Origin of the sequence: Dyella sp. AtDHG13 (genome assembly GCF_003201105.1) — a bacterium.
Taxonomy (GTDB): domain Bacteria; phylum Pseudomonadota; class Gammaproteobacteria; order Xanthomonadales; family Rhodanobacteraceae; genus Dyella; species Dyella jiangningensis_B.
Genome location: NZ_QICJ01000002.1, coordinates 412610 through 428970, shown reverse-complemented (window position 1 = coordinate 428970; position 16361 = coordinate 412610). Strand labels below are relative to the sequence as shown.

Annotated in this window: 13 protein-coding genes and 1 riboswitch; of the genes, 10 read left to right on the top strand and 3 right to left on the bottom strand. The window is 66.0% G+C overall.

What is annotated here, in order from left to right; all coding sequences use genetic code 11:
- The first annotated feature begins 100 nt into the window (after positions 1-100).
- Positions 101-736 (top strand): response regulator transcription factor, encoded by a 636-nt coding sequence (locus BDW41_RS04690; protein ID WP_074546873.1) that lies wholly within the window; start codon positions 101-103, stop codon positions 734-736.
- A gap of 222 nt (positions 737-958) precedes the next feature.
- Here BDW41_RS04690 and recN read toward each other — a convergent pair whose 3' ends face one another.
- Positions 959-2629 carry a DNA repair protein RecN gene (gene recN, locus BDW41_RS04685; RefSeq protein ID WP_074546872.1) on the bottom strand — a complete coding sequence of 557 codons (1671 nt, stop codon included), beginning with the start codon at positions 2627-2629 and terminating at the stop codon, positions 959-961.
- 193 nt (positions 2630-2822) lie between these two features.
- Here recN and hrcA point away from each other — a divergent pair, with 193 nt between their 5' ends.
- The 6 genes from hrcA (at position 2823) to BDW41_RS04655 (ending at position 10259) form a co-directional block, all read left to right on the top strand.
- The gene (gene hrcA, locus BDW41_RS04680) at positions 2823-3875 is read left to right on the top strand and encodes a heat-inducible transcriptional repressor HrcA (RefSeq protein ID WP_074546871.1); all 1053 of its coding nucleotides are present in this window, start codon (positions 2823-2825) and stop codon (positions 3873-3875) included.
- An 85-nt stretch (positions 3876-3960) separates the two neighbouring features.
- A complete protein-coding gene (gene grpE, locus BDW41_RS04675; RefSeq protein WP_074546870.1) occupies positions 3961-4494 on the top strand; it encodes a nucleotide exchange factor GrpE in 534 nt (177 codons plus the stop codon).
- A 162-nt stretch (positions 4495-4656) separates the two neighbouring features.
- Positions 4657-6585 (top strand): molecular chaperone DnaK, encoded by a 1929-nt coding sequence (dnaK, locus tag BDW41_RS04670; protein WP_074546869.1) that lies wholly within the window; start codon positions 4657-4659, stop codon positions 6583-6585.
- 130 nt (positions 6586-6715) lie between these two features.
- Positions 6716-7840, top strand: a complete 1125-nt coding sequence (gene dnaJ, locus BDW41_RS04665) for a molecular chaperone DnaJ (RefSeq protein ID WP_074546868.1) — start codon at positions 6716-6718, stop codon at positions 7838-7840.
- Positions 7841-7993: 153 nt separating this feature from the next.
- Positions 7994-8797: a 4-hydroxy-tetrahydrodipicolinate reductase gene (dapB, locus tag BDW41_RS04660; RefSeq protein ID WP_074546867.1), complete on the top strand. Its 804-nt coding sequence runs from the start codon at positions 7994-7996 to the stop codon at positions 8795-8797.
- Between the two features lie 219 nt (positions 8798-9016).
- Positions 9017-9184: riboswitch (yybP-ykoY riboswitch) on the top strand.
- Positions 9185-9251: 67 nt separating this feature from the next.
- Positions 9252-10259 (top strand): sodium:calcium antiporter, encoded by a 1008-nt coding sequence (locus BDW41_RS04655; RefSeq protein WP_074546866.1) that lies wholly within the window; start codon positions 9252-9254, stop codon positions 10257-10259.
- A 34-nt stretch (positions 10260-10293) separates the two neighbouring features.
- Here BDW41_RS04655 and BDW41_RS04650 read toward each other — a convergent pair whose 3' ends face one another.
- Entirely contained in the window at positions 10294-10989 is a 696-nt protein-coding gene (locus tag BDW41_RS04650; protein ID WP_074546865.1) for a 2OG-Fe(II) oxygenase, read from the bottom strand.
- A gap of 215 nt (positions 10990-11204) precedes the next feature.
- Between BDW41_RS04650 and carA the strand changes: the two genes are divergently transcribed.
- Genes carA through greA form a run of 3 tightly spaced genes read left to right on the top strand, consistent with a single transcriptional unit; the run spans position 11205 to position 16035 of the window.
- A complete protein-coding gene (gene carA, locus BDW41_RS04645) occupies positions 11205-12332 on the top strand; it encodes a glutamine-hydrolyzing carbamoyl-phosphate synthase small subunit (protein WP_074546864.1) in 1128 nt (375 codons plus the stop codon).
- Entirely contained in the window at positions 12332-15559 is a 3228-nt protein-coding gene (gene carB, locus BDW41_RS04640; protein ID WP_074546863.1) for a carbamoyl-phosphate synthase large subunit, read from the top strand. Before carA ends, carB begins: the two co-directional genes overlap by 1 nt.
- Positions 15556-16035 carry a transcription elongation factor GreA gene (gene greA / locus BDW41_RS04635; protein WP_074546862.1) on the top strand — a complete coding sequence of 160 codons (480 nt, stop codon included), beginning with the start codon at positions 15556-15558 and terminating at the stop codon, positions 16033-16035. The genes carB and greA overlap by 4 nt, the downstream gene beginning before the upstream one ends.
- A 183-nt stretch (positions 16036-16218) precedes the next feature.
- Here greA and ykgO read toward each other — a convergent pair whose 3' ends face one another.
- A complete protein-coding gene (gene ykgO / locus BDW41_RS04630) occupies positions 16219-16344 on the bottom strand; it encodes a type B 50S ribosomal protein L36 (RefSeq protein WP_008215056.1) in 126 nt (41 codons plus the stop codon).
- Positions 16345-16361 lie beyond the last annotated feature (17 nt).

Below are 16361 nucleotides of genomic sequence, written 5' to 3'. Positions count from 1 at the left end.
GGGGAGCCGACGGCCGTCCGGATGGCTGTTCCCGCGGCCCGCGCGGCCAGGGCGCGGAGGGGAGATCGTCAAGCGGCTCGCGGGCTGCTATACATGGGACATGTACAGCATTGTCCTGGTCGACGACCACGCCATTGTACGAGAGGGGTTCAAGCGGCTGATCGAGATGGAGCCGGATCTGGAGGTGGTTGCGGAGTGCCGCAGCGCCGACGATGCGGTGGAAGCGGTTGGCACGCGTCGTCCCGATCTCGTCGCGCTCGATCTCTCGTTGCCCGATGGCAGCGGGTTGCCTCTTATCGAGCATCTGCGCAGCGTGGCGTCGGAGACGCGCATCGTGGTGCTGAGCATGCACGACGGCGAGCCCTACGTATCCGAAGCCCTGCGCCGCGGCGCCAGCGGCTACGTCACCAAGGGCGTGGCGCCGGAAGAACTGGTGGCCGGCCTGCGCGCGGTGATGCAGGGCGAATGCTTCCTCAGCTCCGACCTGCGCAAGCGACGGGCCGAGCGCCCCAGCGAATCGCGCGACCCCATCCAGCGGCTCACTGCGCGCGAGCGCGAAGTGTTCCTGCTGCTGGCGGCGGGCAGGGCGCCCAAGCAGGTGGCCGGCGAGCTGGGCATCGGCCAGAAGACGGTGTACATCCATCGCGCCAGCCTGATGGGCAAGTTGGGTGCGGGCTCGGAACTCGATCTCTATCGCATGGCGGCTGAGCGCGGGTTGTTGCCGCGCAAGAATTGATGGCGAGATCGGCAGCGCATACCTGCCGAACTGATGGATTCGGCTATTGCCCTCACCGTCATTCCGGCGAAAGCCGGAATCCAGTGCCTTTCTTCATTGAAGCGAAACACTCGAAAGCAAAAAGACGCTGGATTCCGGCTTTCGCCGGAATGACGGTGAGGGACACGTCAGTGGCGCTGGAATACATGTGAGCGAGCAGCGGTTGGCTGCGCGCGTGCAGGTTTAAACCTGCGCCCGCTCCAGCATCTGCTTCGCATGCGCCCGCGTTTCGCGGGTGATCTCCACGCCGCCCAGCATGCGCGCCAGTTCATCGCGTCGGCCGCTGGCGTCGAGCTTCTCGATGCGCGTGCGGGTGGATTCGCCATCGCTGGCCTTGCTCACGCGCAGATGCGCGTGTCCTTGCGCCGCCACCTGCGGCAGGTGGGTGACGCACAGCACCTGGCGCTGTGCGCCGAGCGCGCGCAGTTTCTGTCCGACCACTTCGGCCACGGCGCCGCCGATGCCGGTATCCACTTCGTCGAACACCATGGTGCCGATGGTGTCCTTGCCGAGCGTGGCGACTTCGATGGCCAGACTGATGCGCGCCAGTTCGCCGCCGGAGGCCACCTTGCGCAGGGCGCGCGGCGGTTGGCCGGGGTTGGCGCTGACCAGCAGTTCGCAGCGCTCGCGGCCCTGCGGGTCGGGTTCGTTGTCATTGGTGGCTTCGAGTTCGACGACCAGGCGGCCGCCGCTCATGCCCAGTTCGCCCATCAGGCCGCTGACTTCGCCGCCGAGACGTTCGGCCGCCTGCTGGCGCGCGGTACTGAGCGTGGCCGCGTGTTCGTCGTACTGCTGCTGCAGGCGCGTGCGCTGGCTGGCGAGTTTCTCCAGGGCATCGCCCGCACCTTCCAGTTCGTCCAGTTCCTGGCGCAGCGTGGCGGCCTTGTCGTGGAGTTCGGCGACCGGTACGCGGTGGCGGCGCGAAAGCTCGTGCAGGCGGGTGAGGTGCGTGTCGACCTCGGTATAGCGCTCCGGGTCCAGGTCCACATCGAGGGCATAGCGGCCGAGTCCGTCGGCGGCTTCGCTGAGCTGGATGGATGCGTTGTCCAGCAGCTCCAGCAGCGGCGCGAGGCGGTCATCCAGCGCGGCGAGCTTGCTCATTTCCAGCTGCGCGCGACCCAGTGCGCGGCGCAGCGCGAATTCGCTCTCGCCGTCGAGCAGTTCCACTACGCCGCCGGCGCCTTCCGCCAGCCGGCCCGCGTTGGCCAGGCGCTTGTGGCTGGCTTCCAGTTCAGTGAGCTCAGCGGCGGGCAGGGCCCACTTTTCCAGTTCGCCCAGTTCGTGGCTCAGCAGTTCGATGCGCTGTTCGCGGTCGTCGCCGCCGCTGAGCTTGCGGATGCGATTGCCCAGTTCGCGCCACTGCTGGGCCAGTTCGCGTACCTGTGCCACCAGGGCTTCGTTACCGGCGTAGGCGTCGAGCAGTTCCATCTGGTGCGCACGCGAAAGCAGGGCCTGGTGCTCGTGCTGGCCATGGATTTCCACCAGCAGCGTGGCCAGTTCGCCAAGCTGGCTGGCGTTGGCGGGGCGGCCGTTGATCCAGGCGCGCGAGCTGCCCTCGGCACGGATGACGCGGCGCAGCTGGCAGGCGTCGTCCTCGTCCAGTTCCTCGCGGCGCAGCCATGCGCGGGCTTCGGGCAGTTCGCTCAGGTCGAACTCGGCGATGAGTTCGGCGCGGTCGCTGCCGGCGCGCACCATGCCGCTGTCCGCGCGGGCGCCCGCCAGCAGCATCAGGGCATCCACCAGCAGCGACTTGCCGGCGCCCGTCTCGCCGCTGACCGCAGTGAGACCGGGGCCGAAGGCGATCTCGGCTTCTTCGACGACGGCGAAATGACGAACGTAGAGCGAGGTGAGCATGGGTGGCGGCGTGGTGAAGTCGGGGGATTGTAAGGGGCAGGGGATGGGGCACGGCTAGAGGGGCGCAGGCCCGGGCGACGGCATGCCGCTGTCGCGCGCGTTTTCGCGGCCCCTGCCTCCCTAGCCCCGCCCCCTTTCTTGCAAACTTTGCCGCCAGACCTTATTTCTTTTGCGTCTCACGGATTGCTACAGCATGCCTGCCGCCCAACTCGATGCCCGCGCACGCCGCCTGTTGCGCACATTGATTGCCCAATACCTCGCCGACGGTGAGCCGGTGGGGTCGCGCACGCTGTCGCGTTCGTCCGGCCTGGACGTGAGCCCGGCCACCATCCGCAACATCATGGCCGACCTGGAAGACGCGGGCCTGGTGGCCTCGCCGCATACCTCGGCCGGCCGCGTGCCGACGCCGCGCGGCCTGCGCCTGTTCGTGGACAGCCTGATCGAGCTGCAGCCGCTGCCGAAGGACGAGATGGCGCGCCTGCGCCGCGAGCTGCCCCCCGGCATGACCACCACGCGCGACCTGCTCGGCAACGTCTCGACCCTGCTGTCGGCGATGACCCAGTTCGCCGGCGTGGTCACGGTGCCGCGGCAGGCGGATTTCCCGCTGCGCCATATCGATTTCGTGGCCCTGCCCGAGGCCCGCGTGCTGGTGATCCTGGTGTTTTCGGACAACCAGGTGCAGAACCGCATCGTGCAGCTGGCCAAGCCGCTGGAGGCTCGCGAACTGGAGCAGGCGGCCAACTACCTCAACGCCCAGTTTGCCGGCCTGCGCCTGGACGACATCCGCGCCCACCTGCTGCGCGAACTGCGCGAGGCCAGCGGCGAACTCAACCGCTTGCTGTCCAGCGCGGTGGAACTGGCGGCCGCCTCGTTCGCCCCGCAGGGCGAGAGCGACGACGTGCTGGTCAGCGGCCAGACCAACCTGATGGGTTACTCGGAACTGGCCAACCTGGAGCGCTTGCGCGAGCTGTTCGAGGCGTTCCAGAAGAAGAACGAGCTGCTGCAGCTCATGGAAGTGTGCGCCAAGGCCCCTGGCGTGCGCCTGTTCATCGGCGAAGAATCGGGGTTCGCGGCGCTCGATGGCTGCAGCGTGGTCACGGCCAGCTACGGCGCCCAGGGGCGCGTGCTGGGTGCGGTCGGCGTGATCGGCCCCACCCGCATGGCCTACGAACGGGTGATCCCCGTGGTGCAGGCGACGGCCGGTTTGCTCAGCGACGCCTTGAATCGCGTCGCGACGACCTTATAACGCGCTCGGGAGGCGGGGTTTTACCCGCAAGTGATTGACGGTTGGTGCCTGGCGCACCGGCCACGGATAAGGCTTGGAGTGATTCATGCAAAGCAACGATCCAACGGCGTCCAGTGGGACGCAGACCCCTGGCGGGCAGGGTGAGGCGGTCGGCAGCGAGGTGGAAGCGCTGAAGGCGCGCATCGCCGAGCTCGAGGCGAGCAACGTCGAGCTGCGCGATACCGTGCTGCGCGAAAAGGCGGAAATCGAGAACCAGCGCCGTCGCCTGCATCGCGACGTGGAGCAGGCTCGCCGCTTCGCCAACGAGAAACTGCTGAACGAGCTGCTCCCCGTCTACGATGGCCTGGAGCGCGGCCTGCAGGTGGAAGGCGGCGACGTGGCCAGCATGCGCGAGGGCATCGCGCTGACGCTGAAGTCGCTGCTAAAAATTGCCGAGAACAATGGCCTGGTGCAGGTCGACCCGGTGGGCCAGCCGCTGGATCCGGACAAGCATCACGCCGTGAGCATGGTGGAGGCCCCGGGCGCGGCCCCCAACACGGTCGTCAGCGTGCTTCAGAAGGGCTACGTGCTGAACGACCGGCTTCTGCGCCCCGCGTTGGTGGCGGTCGCCAAGGAGTAACGCTCGGAGTCCGTGGCCGAGGACGCCTGAACGGCGTCCCCTGCGGGCCCTGGCGGTAAGGCATCTGGGGTCTTGACGGCATTGAGATGGTACGTGCCGAGCCCCATCTGACAAATCAGATCGCGGCCGAGGGGTCGCTTAAAGCATTCGGGAGTAGACAACATGGGTAAAATCATTGGTATCGACCTGGGCACGACCAACTCGTGCGTCGCCGTGATGGACGGCACCAGCGCCAAGGTCATCGAGAACTCGGAAGGCGACCGCACCACGCCGTCCATCGTCGCTTTCACCAAGGACGGCGAAGTCCTGGTGGGCGCGCCGGCCAAGCGCCAGAGCGTGACCAATCCCAAGAACACCTTCTACGCGGTGAAGCGCCTGATCGGCCGCAAGTTCACCGACGCGGAAGTGCAGAAAGACCTGCACATCGTCCCCTACGCCATCATCGCGCATGACAACGGCGACGCCTGGGTGGAGACCTCCGACGGCAAGAAGATGGCTCCGCAGGAGATCTCGGCCAAGGTCCTCATGAAGATGAAGAAGACCGCCGAAGACTATCTCGGCGAGACCATCACCGAGGCCGTGATCACGGTGCCGGCGTACTTCAACGACAGCCAGCGCCAGGCCACCAAGGACGCCGGCCGCATCGCGGGCCTGGACGTCAAGCGCATCATCAACGAGCCCACCGCGGCCGCGCTGGCCTACGGCCTGGACAAGAAGGGCGCCGACCGCAAGGTGGCCGTGTACGACCTCGGCGGCGGCACGTTCGACGTGTCCATCATTGAGATCGCCGAAGTCGACGGCGAGAAGCAGTTCGAAGTGCTGGCCACCAACGGCGACACCTTCCTGGGTGGCGAAGACTTCGACATGCGCGTCATCGACTACCTCGTCGAGGAGTTCAAGAAGGACACGGGCATGGACCTGCGCAAGGATCCGCTCGCGCTGCAGCGCCTGAAGGACGCCGCCGAGCGCGCGAAGATCGAGCTGTCGTCCAGCCACCAGACCGAAGTGAACCTGCCGTACATCACGGCCGACGCCTCCGGTCCGAAGCACCTCAACATCAAGCTGACCCGCGCCAAGCTGGAGTCGCTGGTGGAAGACCTGATCAAGCGCACCATCGATCCGTGCCGCACCGCGTTGAATGACGCCGGCCTGCGCGTGTCCGACATCAGCGAGGTGATCCTCGTCGGTGGCCAGACCCGCATGCCCAAGGTGCAGGAGTCGGTGAAGGACTTCTTCGGCAAGGAGCCGCGCAAGGACGTGAACCCGGACGAGGCCGTCGCCGTGGGCGCCGCCATCCAGGGCGGCGTGCTGGGCGGCACCGTCAAGGACGTGCTGCTGCTCGACGTCACCCCGCTGTCGCTCGGCATCGAGACGATGGGCGGCGTGATGACCAAGCTGATCGAGAAGAACACCACCGTGCCGACCAAGGCCTCGCAGGTGTTCTCCACCGCCGACGACAACCAGACCGCCGTGACCGTGCACGTGCTGCAGGGTGAGCGCGAGCGTGCCAGCGCCAACAAGTCGCTGGGCAAGTTCGACCTGCAGGGCATCGAGCCGGCGCCGCGCGGCATGCCGCAGATCGAAGTGACCTTCGACATCGACGCCAACGGCATCCTGCACGTGTCGGCCAAGGACAAGAAGACCGGCAAGGAACAGAAGATCGAGATCAAGGCCGGCTCGGGCCTGTCCGAGGAAGAGATCGCCCGCATGGTGGCCGACGCCGAGGCCAACAAGGAAGAAGACAAGAAGTTCCACGAGCTCGTCGCCACCCGCAACAAGGCCGACCAGCTGGTGCACGCCACCCGCAGCGCGCTCAAGGAGCACGGCGGCAAGGTGCCGGGCGAGCAGCTGAGCAGCATCGAGGGCGCGCTGTCCGACCTGGAGAAGGTCAAGGACGGCGACGACAAGGGCGCCATCGAGTCGAAGATCGAGAAGCTCGAGCAGGTGGCCCAGGCGCTCTACGCCGCGGCGCAGGGCGGTGCCCAGGCCGATGCCGGCGCTCATGCCGGACATCAGGCGGGCGGCTCCTCGGCCGGTCAGGACGATGTGGTCGATGCCGAGTTCACTGAAGTCAAGGACGACAAGAAGTAATATTGGCCGGTCGGCGCTGCCGATTTGACGCAGCCCGCGTCCGGACTTCCGTCTGGTCGCGGGCTGTTTGTTGAGGAGACATGGATCGCTCGATTCATGTGGAAGTGAGCGGTTCATGCCGGATGCAACGATGAGCAAGCGTGATTACTACGAAATCCTTGGGGTGGAACGCACCGTCACCGAGGTCGAACTGAAGAAGTCGTTCCGTCGACTGGCGATGAAGTACCACCCGGATCGTTGTCCGGACGATCCGCATGCGCAGGAGAAGTTCAAGGAGGCCAAGGAGGCCTACGAAGTGCTGTCCGACGCGCAGAAGCGCGCCATGTACGACCAGCACGGCCATGCCGCCTTCGAGCACGGCATGGGTGGCGGTCGCGGCGGCTTCGGCGACATGGGCGACATCTTCGGGGACATCTTCGGCGATATTTTCGGCATGGGCGGCGGTGCGCGCGGTCGTTCGCGTCGCGGCTCCGACCTGCGCTACATCATGGAGCTCGATCTGGAAGAGGCCGTGTTCGGCGTCGAGCGCAAGATCGAGATTCCCACCCAGGTCAATTGCCACCACTGCAACGGCACCGGCTCCGCCGACGGCAAGACGACCACCTGCAGGACCTGCGCAGGCCACGGCCGCGTACGCATGCAGAACGGCATCTTCTCCATCCAGCAAGCCTGCCCGCATTGCGGCGGCAGCGGCCAGGCGATCGAGAAGCCGTGCCGCGAGTGCGATGGCGAAGGGCGCCTGGAAGAGACGCGTGCGCTGTCGGTGAACATTCCCGCCGGCGTGGACAACGGCGATCGCATCCGCCTCACGGGGCAGGGCGAAGCCGGCCCGGCCGGCGGCGAAGCCGGCGACCTCTACGTGGAAGTGCGCGTGCGCGAGCACGCCATTTTCCAGCGCGAAGGCAACGACCTGCACTGCGAACTGCCGATCCGTTTCGCGCAGGCCGCGCTGGGCGCCGAGCTGCTGGTGCCGACGCTGGAAGGCGAGGTGCCGATCAATATTCCGCCGGAAACACAGACCGGCCAGATGTTCCGCTTGCGCGGGCGCGGAGTGAAATCCGTGCGCAGCAGCCGCACCGGCGACCTCATCTGCCGCGTGGTGGTGGAAACGCCGGTGCGCCTGACCAAGCAGCAGCGCGAGCTGCTGGAGCAACTCGAGTCGACCTTCGACGATGGCGAGGCCGAAAAGCACACGCCGCGCGCCAAGACCTGGGTGGACGGCGTCAAGCAGTTCTGGTCGCGCGTTACATCGTAAGAGCGAGGAGTGAGTAAAGAGGAGTGAGAAAACAGAGTGAGGCAGTGGCAAGCTGCGCGCTCTCTCTGTTTTCTCACTTCTCTTCACTCACTTCTCTGATTTTGCGTTTAGGCTTCGATTCCCCTCACTGTTAGCCCTGGCTGGAGTCCTCGCATGGCCCGTCCCGTTCGCCTCGCCATCAATGGCGCCACCGGTCGCATGGGGCAGGCGTTGCTCGGGCTGGTCAAGGACGATCCGCGTTTTGTGCTGGTTGCGGCCATTGCTTCTTCGACATCATCGAAGCTGGGGCAGCCTGTCGACGGCTGCGCTGGCGCGTTGGCCTACACGCACGAATGGCCGTCCGCGGGTTCGCTGGACGTGGTGGTGGATTTCAGCGGGCCGGCGGGCCTGGCCGAAGCGCTGACCTATTGCGAATCGCATGGCGTGGCCCTGGTTACCGGGACGACCGGGCTGGATGCCACCTTTGCCCAGCGCCTCAACGCGTCCGCCTCGCGCATCGCGCTGCTGCGCGCGGCCAACTTCAGCCTTGGCGTGGCCGTGCTGACGCGACTGCTGCGTCAGGCGGCGGCTTCGCTGCCGGACTGGGACCTGGACATCATCGAGGCGCATCACAACCGCAAGGAAGACGCACCCTCTGGCACGGCGCTGGCATTGGGCGAAGCCGCCGCGTCGGCGCGCGGCACATCGCTGCGCGAAAGCGCGGTCTATGCACGCGAGGGACGCGTCGGCCCGCGCCAGCACGGCACCATTGGTTTCGCGGTGGTGCGTGGCGGGGATGTGGTCGGTGAGCACGAAGTGCTGCTGATGGGGCAGGGCGAGCGCATCGAACTGACCCATCGCGCCACGGACCGTTCGATCTTCGCCCGCGGCGCGCTGGAGGCGGCGCATTGGCTCAGTGGCCGGCCGCCTGGCGATTACGACCTGGATGCCATGCTGGCCGACCGCGTGGCGCGATAAGAGCCTGTTCGAAATCTCGCAAGAGCACCCATATCCCTCACCGTCATTCCGGCGAAAGCCGGAATCCAGTGTCTTTTGGCCTTTTTGCAGTACGTAAAGTCGCTGGATTCCGGCTTTCGCCGGAATGACGGTGAGGAACTTTGATCCTGCCCGGGATTTGAACAGGCTCCAAGCCACCGCGCGGCTTGCCCACGCATGCCCCCAAACCCTAGAATTGCCCGCATTGTCATTGGGGAGTAGCCATCCTCACCCCCCTTGCGACCGCTTGGCGGTTGCGGCTTCAGAGGAATCCGCGTCAACAGACTTGAAGCCCCGGCTTCATGGCGTGGATGGCACCGGCGCCTTCAGGCACCGGTCGCCCGGCGAGACCTTTGGCCACGACGCGCTCACCTTAGCCGGGCGAGCTCGCGTCGGTGAGCCAATGGTTTTCCGCTCGCCCGGCCTTGGATAACGCATGCTCACTGCCCTGTTGTTCCTGCTTTCGGCCGGCGCGATCTATCTCGCGTGCGAATACTTCGTCAACGGCGTGGAGTGGTTCGGCCAGAAGCTCAACCTGGGCGCCACCGCGACGGGCACCATCCTGGCGGCCTTCGGTACGGCGCTCCCCGAGAGCGCGGTGACCTTCGTGGCGGTCGTGCTTGGCAAGACGCCCGAGCAGAAGGACATCGGCGTCGGTGCGGCGCTGGGCGGTCCGCTGGTGCTCGCCACCATTGCCTACGCTGTGGTGGGCGTGGCGCTATGGATGAATCGCCATCGCCTGCAGCGCGCGGACAACACGGTCCGCGTGGAGCATGGCCGACTGGCGCGCGACCAGTCGTGGTTCCTCGCCATCTTCGTGGTGAAGTGCGGGCTCGGCCTGATCGCGTTTGCCTTCAAGCCCTGGCTGGGCGTGCTCTTTCTGCTGGCGTACGGCCTTTATGTCTGGCGCGAGCTGAGGACTTCGGACACGGCGCCCGAAGAAGAGGAGATGGAGCCACTGAAGTTCCAGCCGAAGGCGGCCGATCCTTCGATGGTATGGGTGATCGCGCAGACCACGCTCGCGCTCGTCGTGATCGCGTTCGCCTCGCACATCTTCGTCAAGCAGATCGAAGCCATCGGCGTGGCGTTGCAGTTGTCGCCTCATCTGGTCGCGCTGGTGCTGAGTCCGGTCGCCACGGAACTGCCCGAGACCATGAATGCGCTGATCTGGGTGCGTCAGGGCAAGGAGCGACTCGCGTTGGCCAATATCTCCGGCGCCATGATGATCCAGGCCACCATTCCCAGTTCGCTGGCACTGTTCGCCACGCCCTGGTTGTTCGATGCGCCGCTGATGGTGGCGGGCGTGCTGACGGGTATCGCGGTGATCTATCTCTGGTGGCTGTTCCGCCGCGGTCGCGTGGACGCGCGTTGGCTGGTGCCGGTAGGGTTGCTCTATGGCGTGTTCGCGGTGTTCACGACGTGGTGGCTGGCCGGCAAGGGTTGAGGTGACGCCTCGGAAGGCCGCCGATACTCGACCTTCAATCCTTGTGCGCCGCGTTGCGGTCACGGTCGGCCCCCAGCTTGCGGTCGAGCGAGCCGAACAGTTTCTTGAAGGCGCGGGAGAACTTGCCGCGCTTGGTTTTGCGGGCCTTCTCCTCCTCGCTGGTGAGCCAGGCGACCTGGATCACCCGGCGCTCGCCCTCGTAGGGCAGGTGGCCGTGGAAGGAGTTCTCGCAGCGCTTGAACACCGCGAACTCGCCGTACAGGGGCTTGAGTTCCGGGGCGATCATGCTGTCGATGTCGTCGATGCTGCCCAGGAAGCGCAGGCAGCCGTCGCTGGTGTCTGGCCACAGGTTGTTGAGGTAGAGCAGGGCGGTGGCCACCTTGGACTTGCTGTCCGTGTGGATGGTGCCGTGGCGCCTGTTGAGCGAGCGGCACAGGGTGATCAGGGTGGGGTACTGGCCCAGGTTCTCGATGCCCAGGCGCTGGCCGATGGCGCTGGCGAACTCGGCCGAGCTGAGCCGCTCCACCAGGGCGTTGACCGAGGGGCCGCAGTCGCTGGCGTCATAGGGGAAGAAGCCGGCGCTGGTATAGCGGGGGAAATCCCGCTCCAGCTCCCCCCGCGCCTCGTCGGGCAGCTGCCCATGGGCGATCAGGAAGGGGAAGGGCTCCATCCGTACGTCCGTGTCCGGTCGGTCGAGGCGGGCAGGATCGAGCAACGCGGCTGAATTCATGGACGTCCGGTCTGTGGCGAGGCGGCGGTAGTGTAACGCTCCAGTGAAGGGCCCGGTTGGCCCTGTTTTCGTGCGGTGTTCAGCAGTTTCGGGTGGACACCGGAGGGCCTTGCACCTATCATTTCGACCCGCCCTGAAACATTCCTCGACTAAGGTCCACAAGCCTGCTTCGCTGCGGCTTGCGGACCTTGCTGCACCTAAAAGGCGGTCCTCCCATGCCTATCCCTGCTCTGCTCGCCCTCGAAGACGGCAGCGTGTTCCACGGCTACGCCGTTGGCGCGACTGGTGAAACCGTCGGCGAGGTGGTCTTCAACACCGCCATGACCGGCTACCAGGAGATCCTCACCGATCCCTCGTACGCCAAACAGATCGTCACCCTTACTTATCCGCACATCGGCAATACCGGCGTGAACGTCGAGGACGAGGAGTCCGACACGGTCCATGCCGCCGGCCTGATCGTGCGCGACGTGCCGCGCCGACACAGCAACTGGCGCAGCACCGAGAGCCTGCCCGATTACCTCGAGCGCCACGGCATCGTGGCCATTGCCGGCATCGATACGCGCCGCCTCACCCGCATCCTGCGCGACAAGGGCGCCTTGAACGGCTGCATCGTCGCGGCCGAGCAGATCGACGAGGCCGCCGCGCTCGCCAAGGCGCGAGCCTTCCCCGGCCTCAACGGCATGGACCTGGCCAAGGAAGTGAGCGTCGGCGAGTCGTACGCGTGGAACGAGGGCGTCTACGACCTCGACAACACCCGCTTCAACCAGCCGGCCAAGCGCTTCAAGGTCGTGGCCTACGATTTCGGCGTGAAGTACAACATCCTGCGCCTGCTGGCCGAGCAGGGCTGCGACATCACCGTCGTGCCCGCGCAGACGCCGGCCGCCGACGTGCTGGCGATGAAGCCCGACGGCGTGTTCCTCTCCAACGGCCCGGGCGACCCGGCGGCCTGCGGCTATGCGATCGAGGCGACCCGTCAGTTCCTCGATACGAAGATCCCGCTGTTCGGCATCTGCCTGGGCCACCAGATCATGGGCCTGGCGCTGGGCGCCAAGACGCTGAAGATGAAGTTCGGCCATCACGGCGCGAACCATCCGGTGAAGGACCTGGACGACGGCCGCGTGCTGATCACCTCGCAGAACCACGGCTTCGCAGTCGACCCCGCCACGCTGCCGGCGAACGTGCGCGTCACGCATTCCTCGCTGTTCGATGGTTCGCTGCAGGGCTTCGCGCTCACCGACCGTCCGGCGTTCTGCTTCCAGGGCCACCCGGAAGCCAGCCCCGGCCCGCACGACATCGGTTACCTGTTTGATCGTTTTGCCGCACTGATGAAGGAGGCCCGCTGATGGCCAAGCGCACCGATATCAAGAGCATCCTCATCATCGGCGCCGGCCCGATCGTCATCGGCCAAGCCTGCGAGTTCGACTACTCCGGCGCACAGGCCTGCAAGGCGCTGAAGGAAGAGGGCTACCGCGTCATCCTGGTGAACTCCAACCCCGCCACGATCATGACCGATCCGGAGACGGCCGACGCCGTCTACATCGAGCCGATCAACTGGCAGACGGTTGAGCGCATCATCGCCAAGGAGCGTCCGGACGCCGTGCTGCCCACCATGGGCGGCCAGACCGGCCTCAACTGCGCGCTGGACCTCGCAGACAATGGCGTGCTGGAGAAGTACAACGTCGAGCTGATCGGCGCCTCGCGCGAAGCCATTCGCATGGCCGAAGACCGCGAGCTGTTCCGCGTCGCCATGAAGGAGATCGGGCTGGAATGCCCGAAGGCCGAAGTGGCCAAGACCTTCGAGCAGGCACTGGAAATCCAGGCCAAGGTGGGCTTTCCGACCATCATCCGTCCGAGCTTCACGCTGGGCGGTTCGGGCGGCGGCATCGCCTACAACAAGGAAGAATTCGAAGAAATCGCCAAGCGCGGCCTCGACCTCTCGCCCGTGCATGAAATCCTCGTCGAGGAATCGGTGCTGGGCTGGAAGGAGTTCGAGATGGAAGTGGTCCGCGACAAGGCGGACAACTGCATCATCGTGTGCTCCATCGAAAACCTCGACCCGATGGGCGTGCACACCGGCGACTCGATCACCGTCGCGCCGGCGCAGACGCTCACCGACAAGGAATACCAGCGCCTGCGCGATGCCTCCATCGCGGTGCTGCGCAAGATCGGCGTGGACACCGGCGGCTCCAACGTGCAGTTCGGCATCAATGCCGAGAACGGCCGCGTAGTGGTCATCGAGATGAACCCGCGCGTGTCGCGTTCGTCCGCGCTCGCCTCCAAGGCCACCGGTTTCCCGATCGCCAAGATCGCCGCGAAGCTGGCCGTGGGCTACACGCTGGACGAACTGAAGAACGACATCACCGGCGGCCTGACCCCGGCCTCGTTCGAGCCGACCATCGACTACGTCGTCACTAAGATCCCGCGCTTCGCGTTCGAGAAGTTCCCCTCGGCTGATGCACGCCTCACCACGCAGATGAAGTCCGTGGGCGAGGTGATGGCGATGGGCCGCACCTTCCACGAATCGCTGCAAAAGGCGCTGCGTGGCCTGGAAATCGGCAAGACGGGCCTGAACCCGACGGGTCTGGACCTGAGCTCCGACGAAGGCATCAACGCGCTCAAGCGCGAGCTGCGCGAGCCGCGTCCGGATCGCGTGTTCCACCTCGCCGATGCGTTCCGCGCCGGCCTGTCGCTGGAAGACGTGTATGGCTTGAGCCGCGTCGATCCCTGGTTCCTGGCCGCTTTCGAAGACATCGTGCTCACCGAGAAGGACGTGCAGGCGCAGGGCATCGCCGCCATCGACGCTGCGCGCATGCGCGAACTCAAGCGCATGGGCTTCTCCGATGCGCGCCTCGCCGAGCTGCTGGACACCAACGAAGCGGCCATGCGCCACCTGCGCCGCACGCTGGGCGTGCGTCCGGTGTACAAGCGCGTGGACTCCTGCGCGGCCGAGTTCGCCACCACCACGGCGTACATGTACTCGACCTACGAGGAAGAGTGCGAAGCCAACCCGACCAGCCGCGACAAGATCATCGTGCTCGGCGGCGGCCCGAACCGCATCGGCCAGGGCATCGAGTTCGACTACTGCTGCGTGCACGCGGCACTCGCGCTGCGCGAGGATGGTTTTGAAACCATCATGGTTAACTGCAACCCGGAAACCGTCTCCACCGACTACGACACCTCCGACCGCCTGTACTTCGAGCCGCTGACGCTGGAAGACGTGCTGGAAATCGTGGACCTGGAGAAGCCCAAGGGCGTGATCGTGCAGTACGGCGGCCAGACGCCGCTCAAGCTGGCGCGCGCGCTGGAAGCCGCGGGCGCGCCGGTGATCGGCACCTCGCCGGACAGCATCGACCTGGCGGAAGACCGCGAACGCTTCCAGCAGATGATCGAGAAGATCGGCCTGAAGCAGCCGCCGAACCGCACCGCGCGCAACGCGGACGAGGCGCTCGCGATGGCCGGGCAGATCGGCTATCCGCTGGTGGTGCGTCCGAGCTACGTGCTGGGCGGCCGCGCGATGGAAATCGTCTACAGCGACGCCGACCTCTCGCGCTACATCCGCGAGGCGGTGCAGGTGTCGAACGAGTCGCCGGTGCTGCTGGACCGCTTCCTCGATCACGCCGTCGAAGTGGACGTGGACATCATCGCCGACGCCGAGGGCAACGTGCTGGTCGGCGGCATCATGGAGCACATCGAGGAAGCGGGCGTCCATTCGGGCGACTCCTCCTGCTCGCTGCCGCCGTATTCGCTGACCGCCGAGGTGCAGGACGAACTGCGCCGCCAGGTCACCGCGATGGCGAAGGAGCTGAAGGTCGTGGGCCTGATGAATACGCAGTTCGCCATCCAGGGCGACACCGTGTTCATCCTCGAGGTGAATCCGCGCGCTTCGCGCACCGTGCCGTTCGTGTCCAAGGCCACCGGCGTGCCGCTGGCCAAGATCGCCGCGCGCGCCATGGCGGGCCGTACGCTGAAGGCGCAGGGCACGACCAGGGAAGTGATTCCGGGCTACTACTCGGTGAAGGAAGCGATCTTCCCGTTCCTGAAGTTCCAGAACGTGGATCCCATCCTCGGTCCCGAAATGCGCTCTACCGGCGAGGTGATGGGCGTGGGCCGCAGCTTCGGCGCCGCCTTCGCGCGTGGCCATGATGCCGCCGGCATCAAGACGCCGCCGAAGGGCAAGGTGTTCGTGTCGGTGCGCGATGCCGACAAGGACCGCCTGTTGCCGGTCGCCCGCGAAGTGCTGGAAAAGGGCTTCAGCCTGGTCGCCACCGAAGGCACGGCGAAGTACCTGGCTGAGCACGGCGTGACCTGCGAGCGCATCAACAAGGTGATCGAAGGCCGTCCGCACATCGTCGACCTGATCAAGAACGGCGAGATCGTCTACATCGTCAACACCACCGAGGGCAAGGCGGCCATCGCCGACTCGTTCTCGATCCGGCGCGAGGCCCTGCAGCAGCGCGTCACGTACTCCACCACGGTGGCAGGCGCCCGCGCGCTGGTGCATTCGCTGGATTACCACGGCGACGGCGCGGTGCACAGCCTGCAGGAACTGCACAAGGAACTGAAAGCATGAGTCGTGCGCCCATTACCAAGGCCGGCGCGGAGCGTCTTCGCGGCGAGCTGGAAAAGCTGAAGTCCATCGATCGGCCGCACATCATCGCGGCCATCGCCGAAGCGCGTGCGCATGGCGACCTCAAGGAGAACGCCGAATACCACGCCGCGCGCGAGCAGCAGAGCTTCATCGAGGGCCGCATCGCGGCGCTGGAGGCCTTGCTGTCCACGGCCGAGGTGATCGACGTCAGCCGACTGGCCGCCGGCTCCCGCGTGGTGTTCGGCGCTACGGTGGATCTGGAAGACGAGGACAGCGGCGAAGCCGTGACCTATCAGATCGTGGGCGACCTGGAAGCGGACATCAAGCTGCGCCTTATCGCCGTGTCGTCGCCGATTGCGCGCGCGCTGATCGGCAAGAGCGAGGGCGACAGCTTCGAGTTCAATGCGCCCAACGGTGTGAAGCGTTACGAGATCACGGGCGTGCGTTACGACGCTTGAGTAAGCATGACGGGGCGTGCGTAGGCACGCTTCATCGGAACGGTGGTAACGAACAAGGGCCGCTGATGCGGCCCTTGTTCGTTTATCGAATGCGGAGCTATATCAGGCGCGGGCAGGCCGCACGCCGGGCAACAAAAAAGGGCCGCTTGCGCGGCCCTTTCTTCGACTCATCGCAGCTAGCAATTAGCGCTGACGAGCCTTGAAACGCGGGTTGCTCTTGCAGATCACGAACACCTTGCCGCGACGGCGCACAACCTTGCAGTCACGGTGCCGCTGCTTGGCGGACTTCAAAGAGGAAAGCACCTTCACGGCCAGCTCCTGAAACT

Bases quoted from the DNA above. Each gene is read 5' to 3' on its own strand.
- BDW41_RS04655 (WP_074546866.1), top strand. From the start codon at position 9,252: ATGCTCACTGCCCTGTTGTTCCTGCTTTCGGCCGGCGCGATCTATCTC.
- dnaJ (WP_074546868.1), top strand. From the start codon at position 6,716: ATGAGCAAGCGTGATTACTACGAAATCCTTGGGGTGGAACGCACCGTC.
- hrcA (WP_074546871.1), top strand. From the start codon at position 2,823: ATGCCTGCCGCCCAACTCGATGCCCGCGCACGCCGCCTGTTGCGCACA.
- carB (WP_074546863.1), top strand. From the start codon at position 12,332: ATGGCCAAGCGCACCGATATCAAGAGCATCCTCATCATCGGCGCCGGC.
- recN (WP_074546872.1), bottom strand. From the start codon at position 2,629: ATGCTCACCTCGCTCTACGTTCGTCATTTCGCCGTCGTCGAAGAAGCC.
- dapB (WP_074546867.1), top strand. From the start codon at position 7,994: ATGGCCCGTCCCGTTCGCCTCGCCATCAATGGCGCCACCGGTCGCATG.
- grpE (WP_074546870.1), top strand. From the start codon at position 3,961: ATGCAAAGCAACGATCCAACGGCGTCCAGTGGGACGCAGACCCCTGGC.
- carA (WP_074546864.1), top strand. From the start codon at position 11,205: ATGCCTATCCCTGCTCTGCTCGCCCTCGAAGACGGCAGCGTGTTCCAC.
- greA (WP_074546862.1), top strand. From the start codon at position 15,556: ATGAGTCGTGCGCCCATTACCAAGGCCGGCGCGGAGCGTCTTCGCGGC.
- BDW41_RS04650 (WP_074546865.1), bottom strand. From the start codon at position 10,989: ATGAATTCAGCCGCGTTGCTCGATCCTGCCCGCCTCGACCGACCGGAC.
- dnaK (WP_074546869.1), top strand. From the start codon at position 4,657: ATGGGTAAAATCATTGGTATCGACCTGGGCACGACCAACTCGTGCGTC.
- BDW41_RS04690 (WP_074546873.1), top strand. From the start codon at position 101: ATGTACAGCATTGTCCTGGTCGACGACCACGCCATTGTACGAGAGGGG.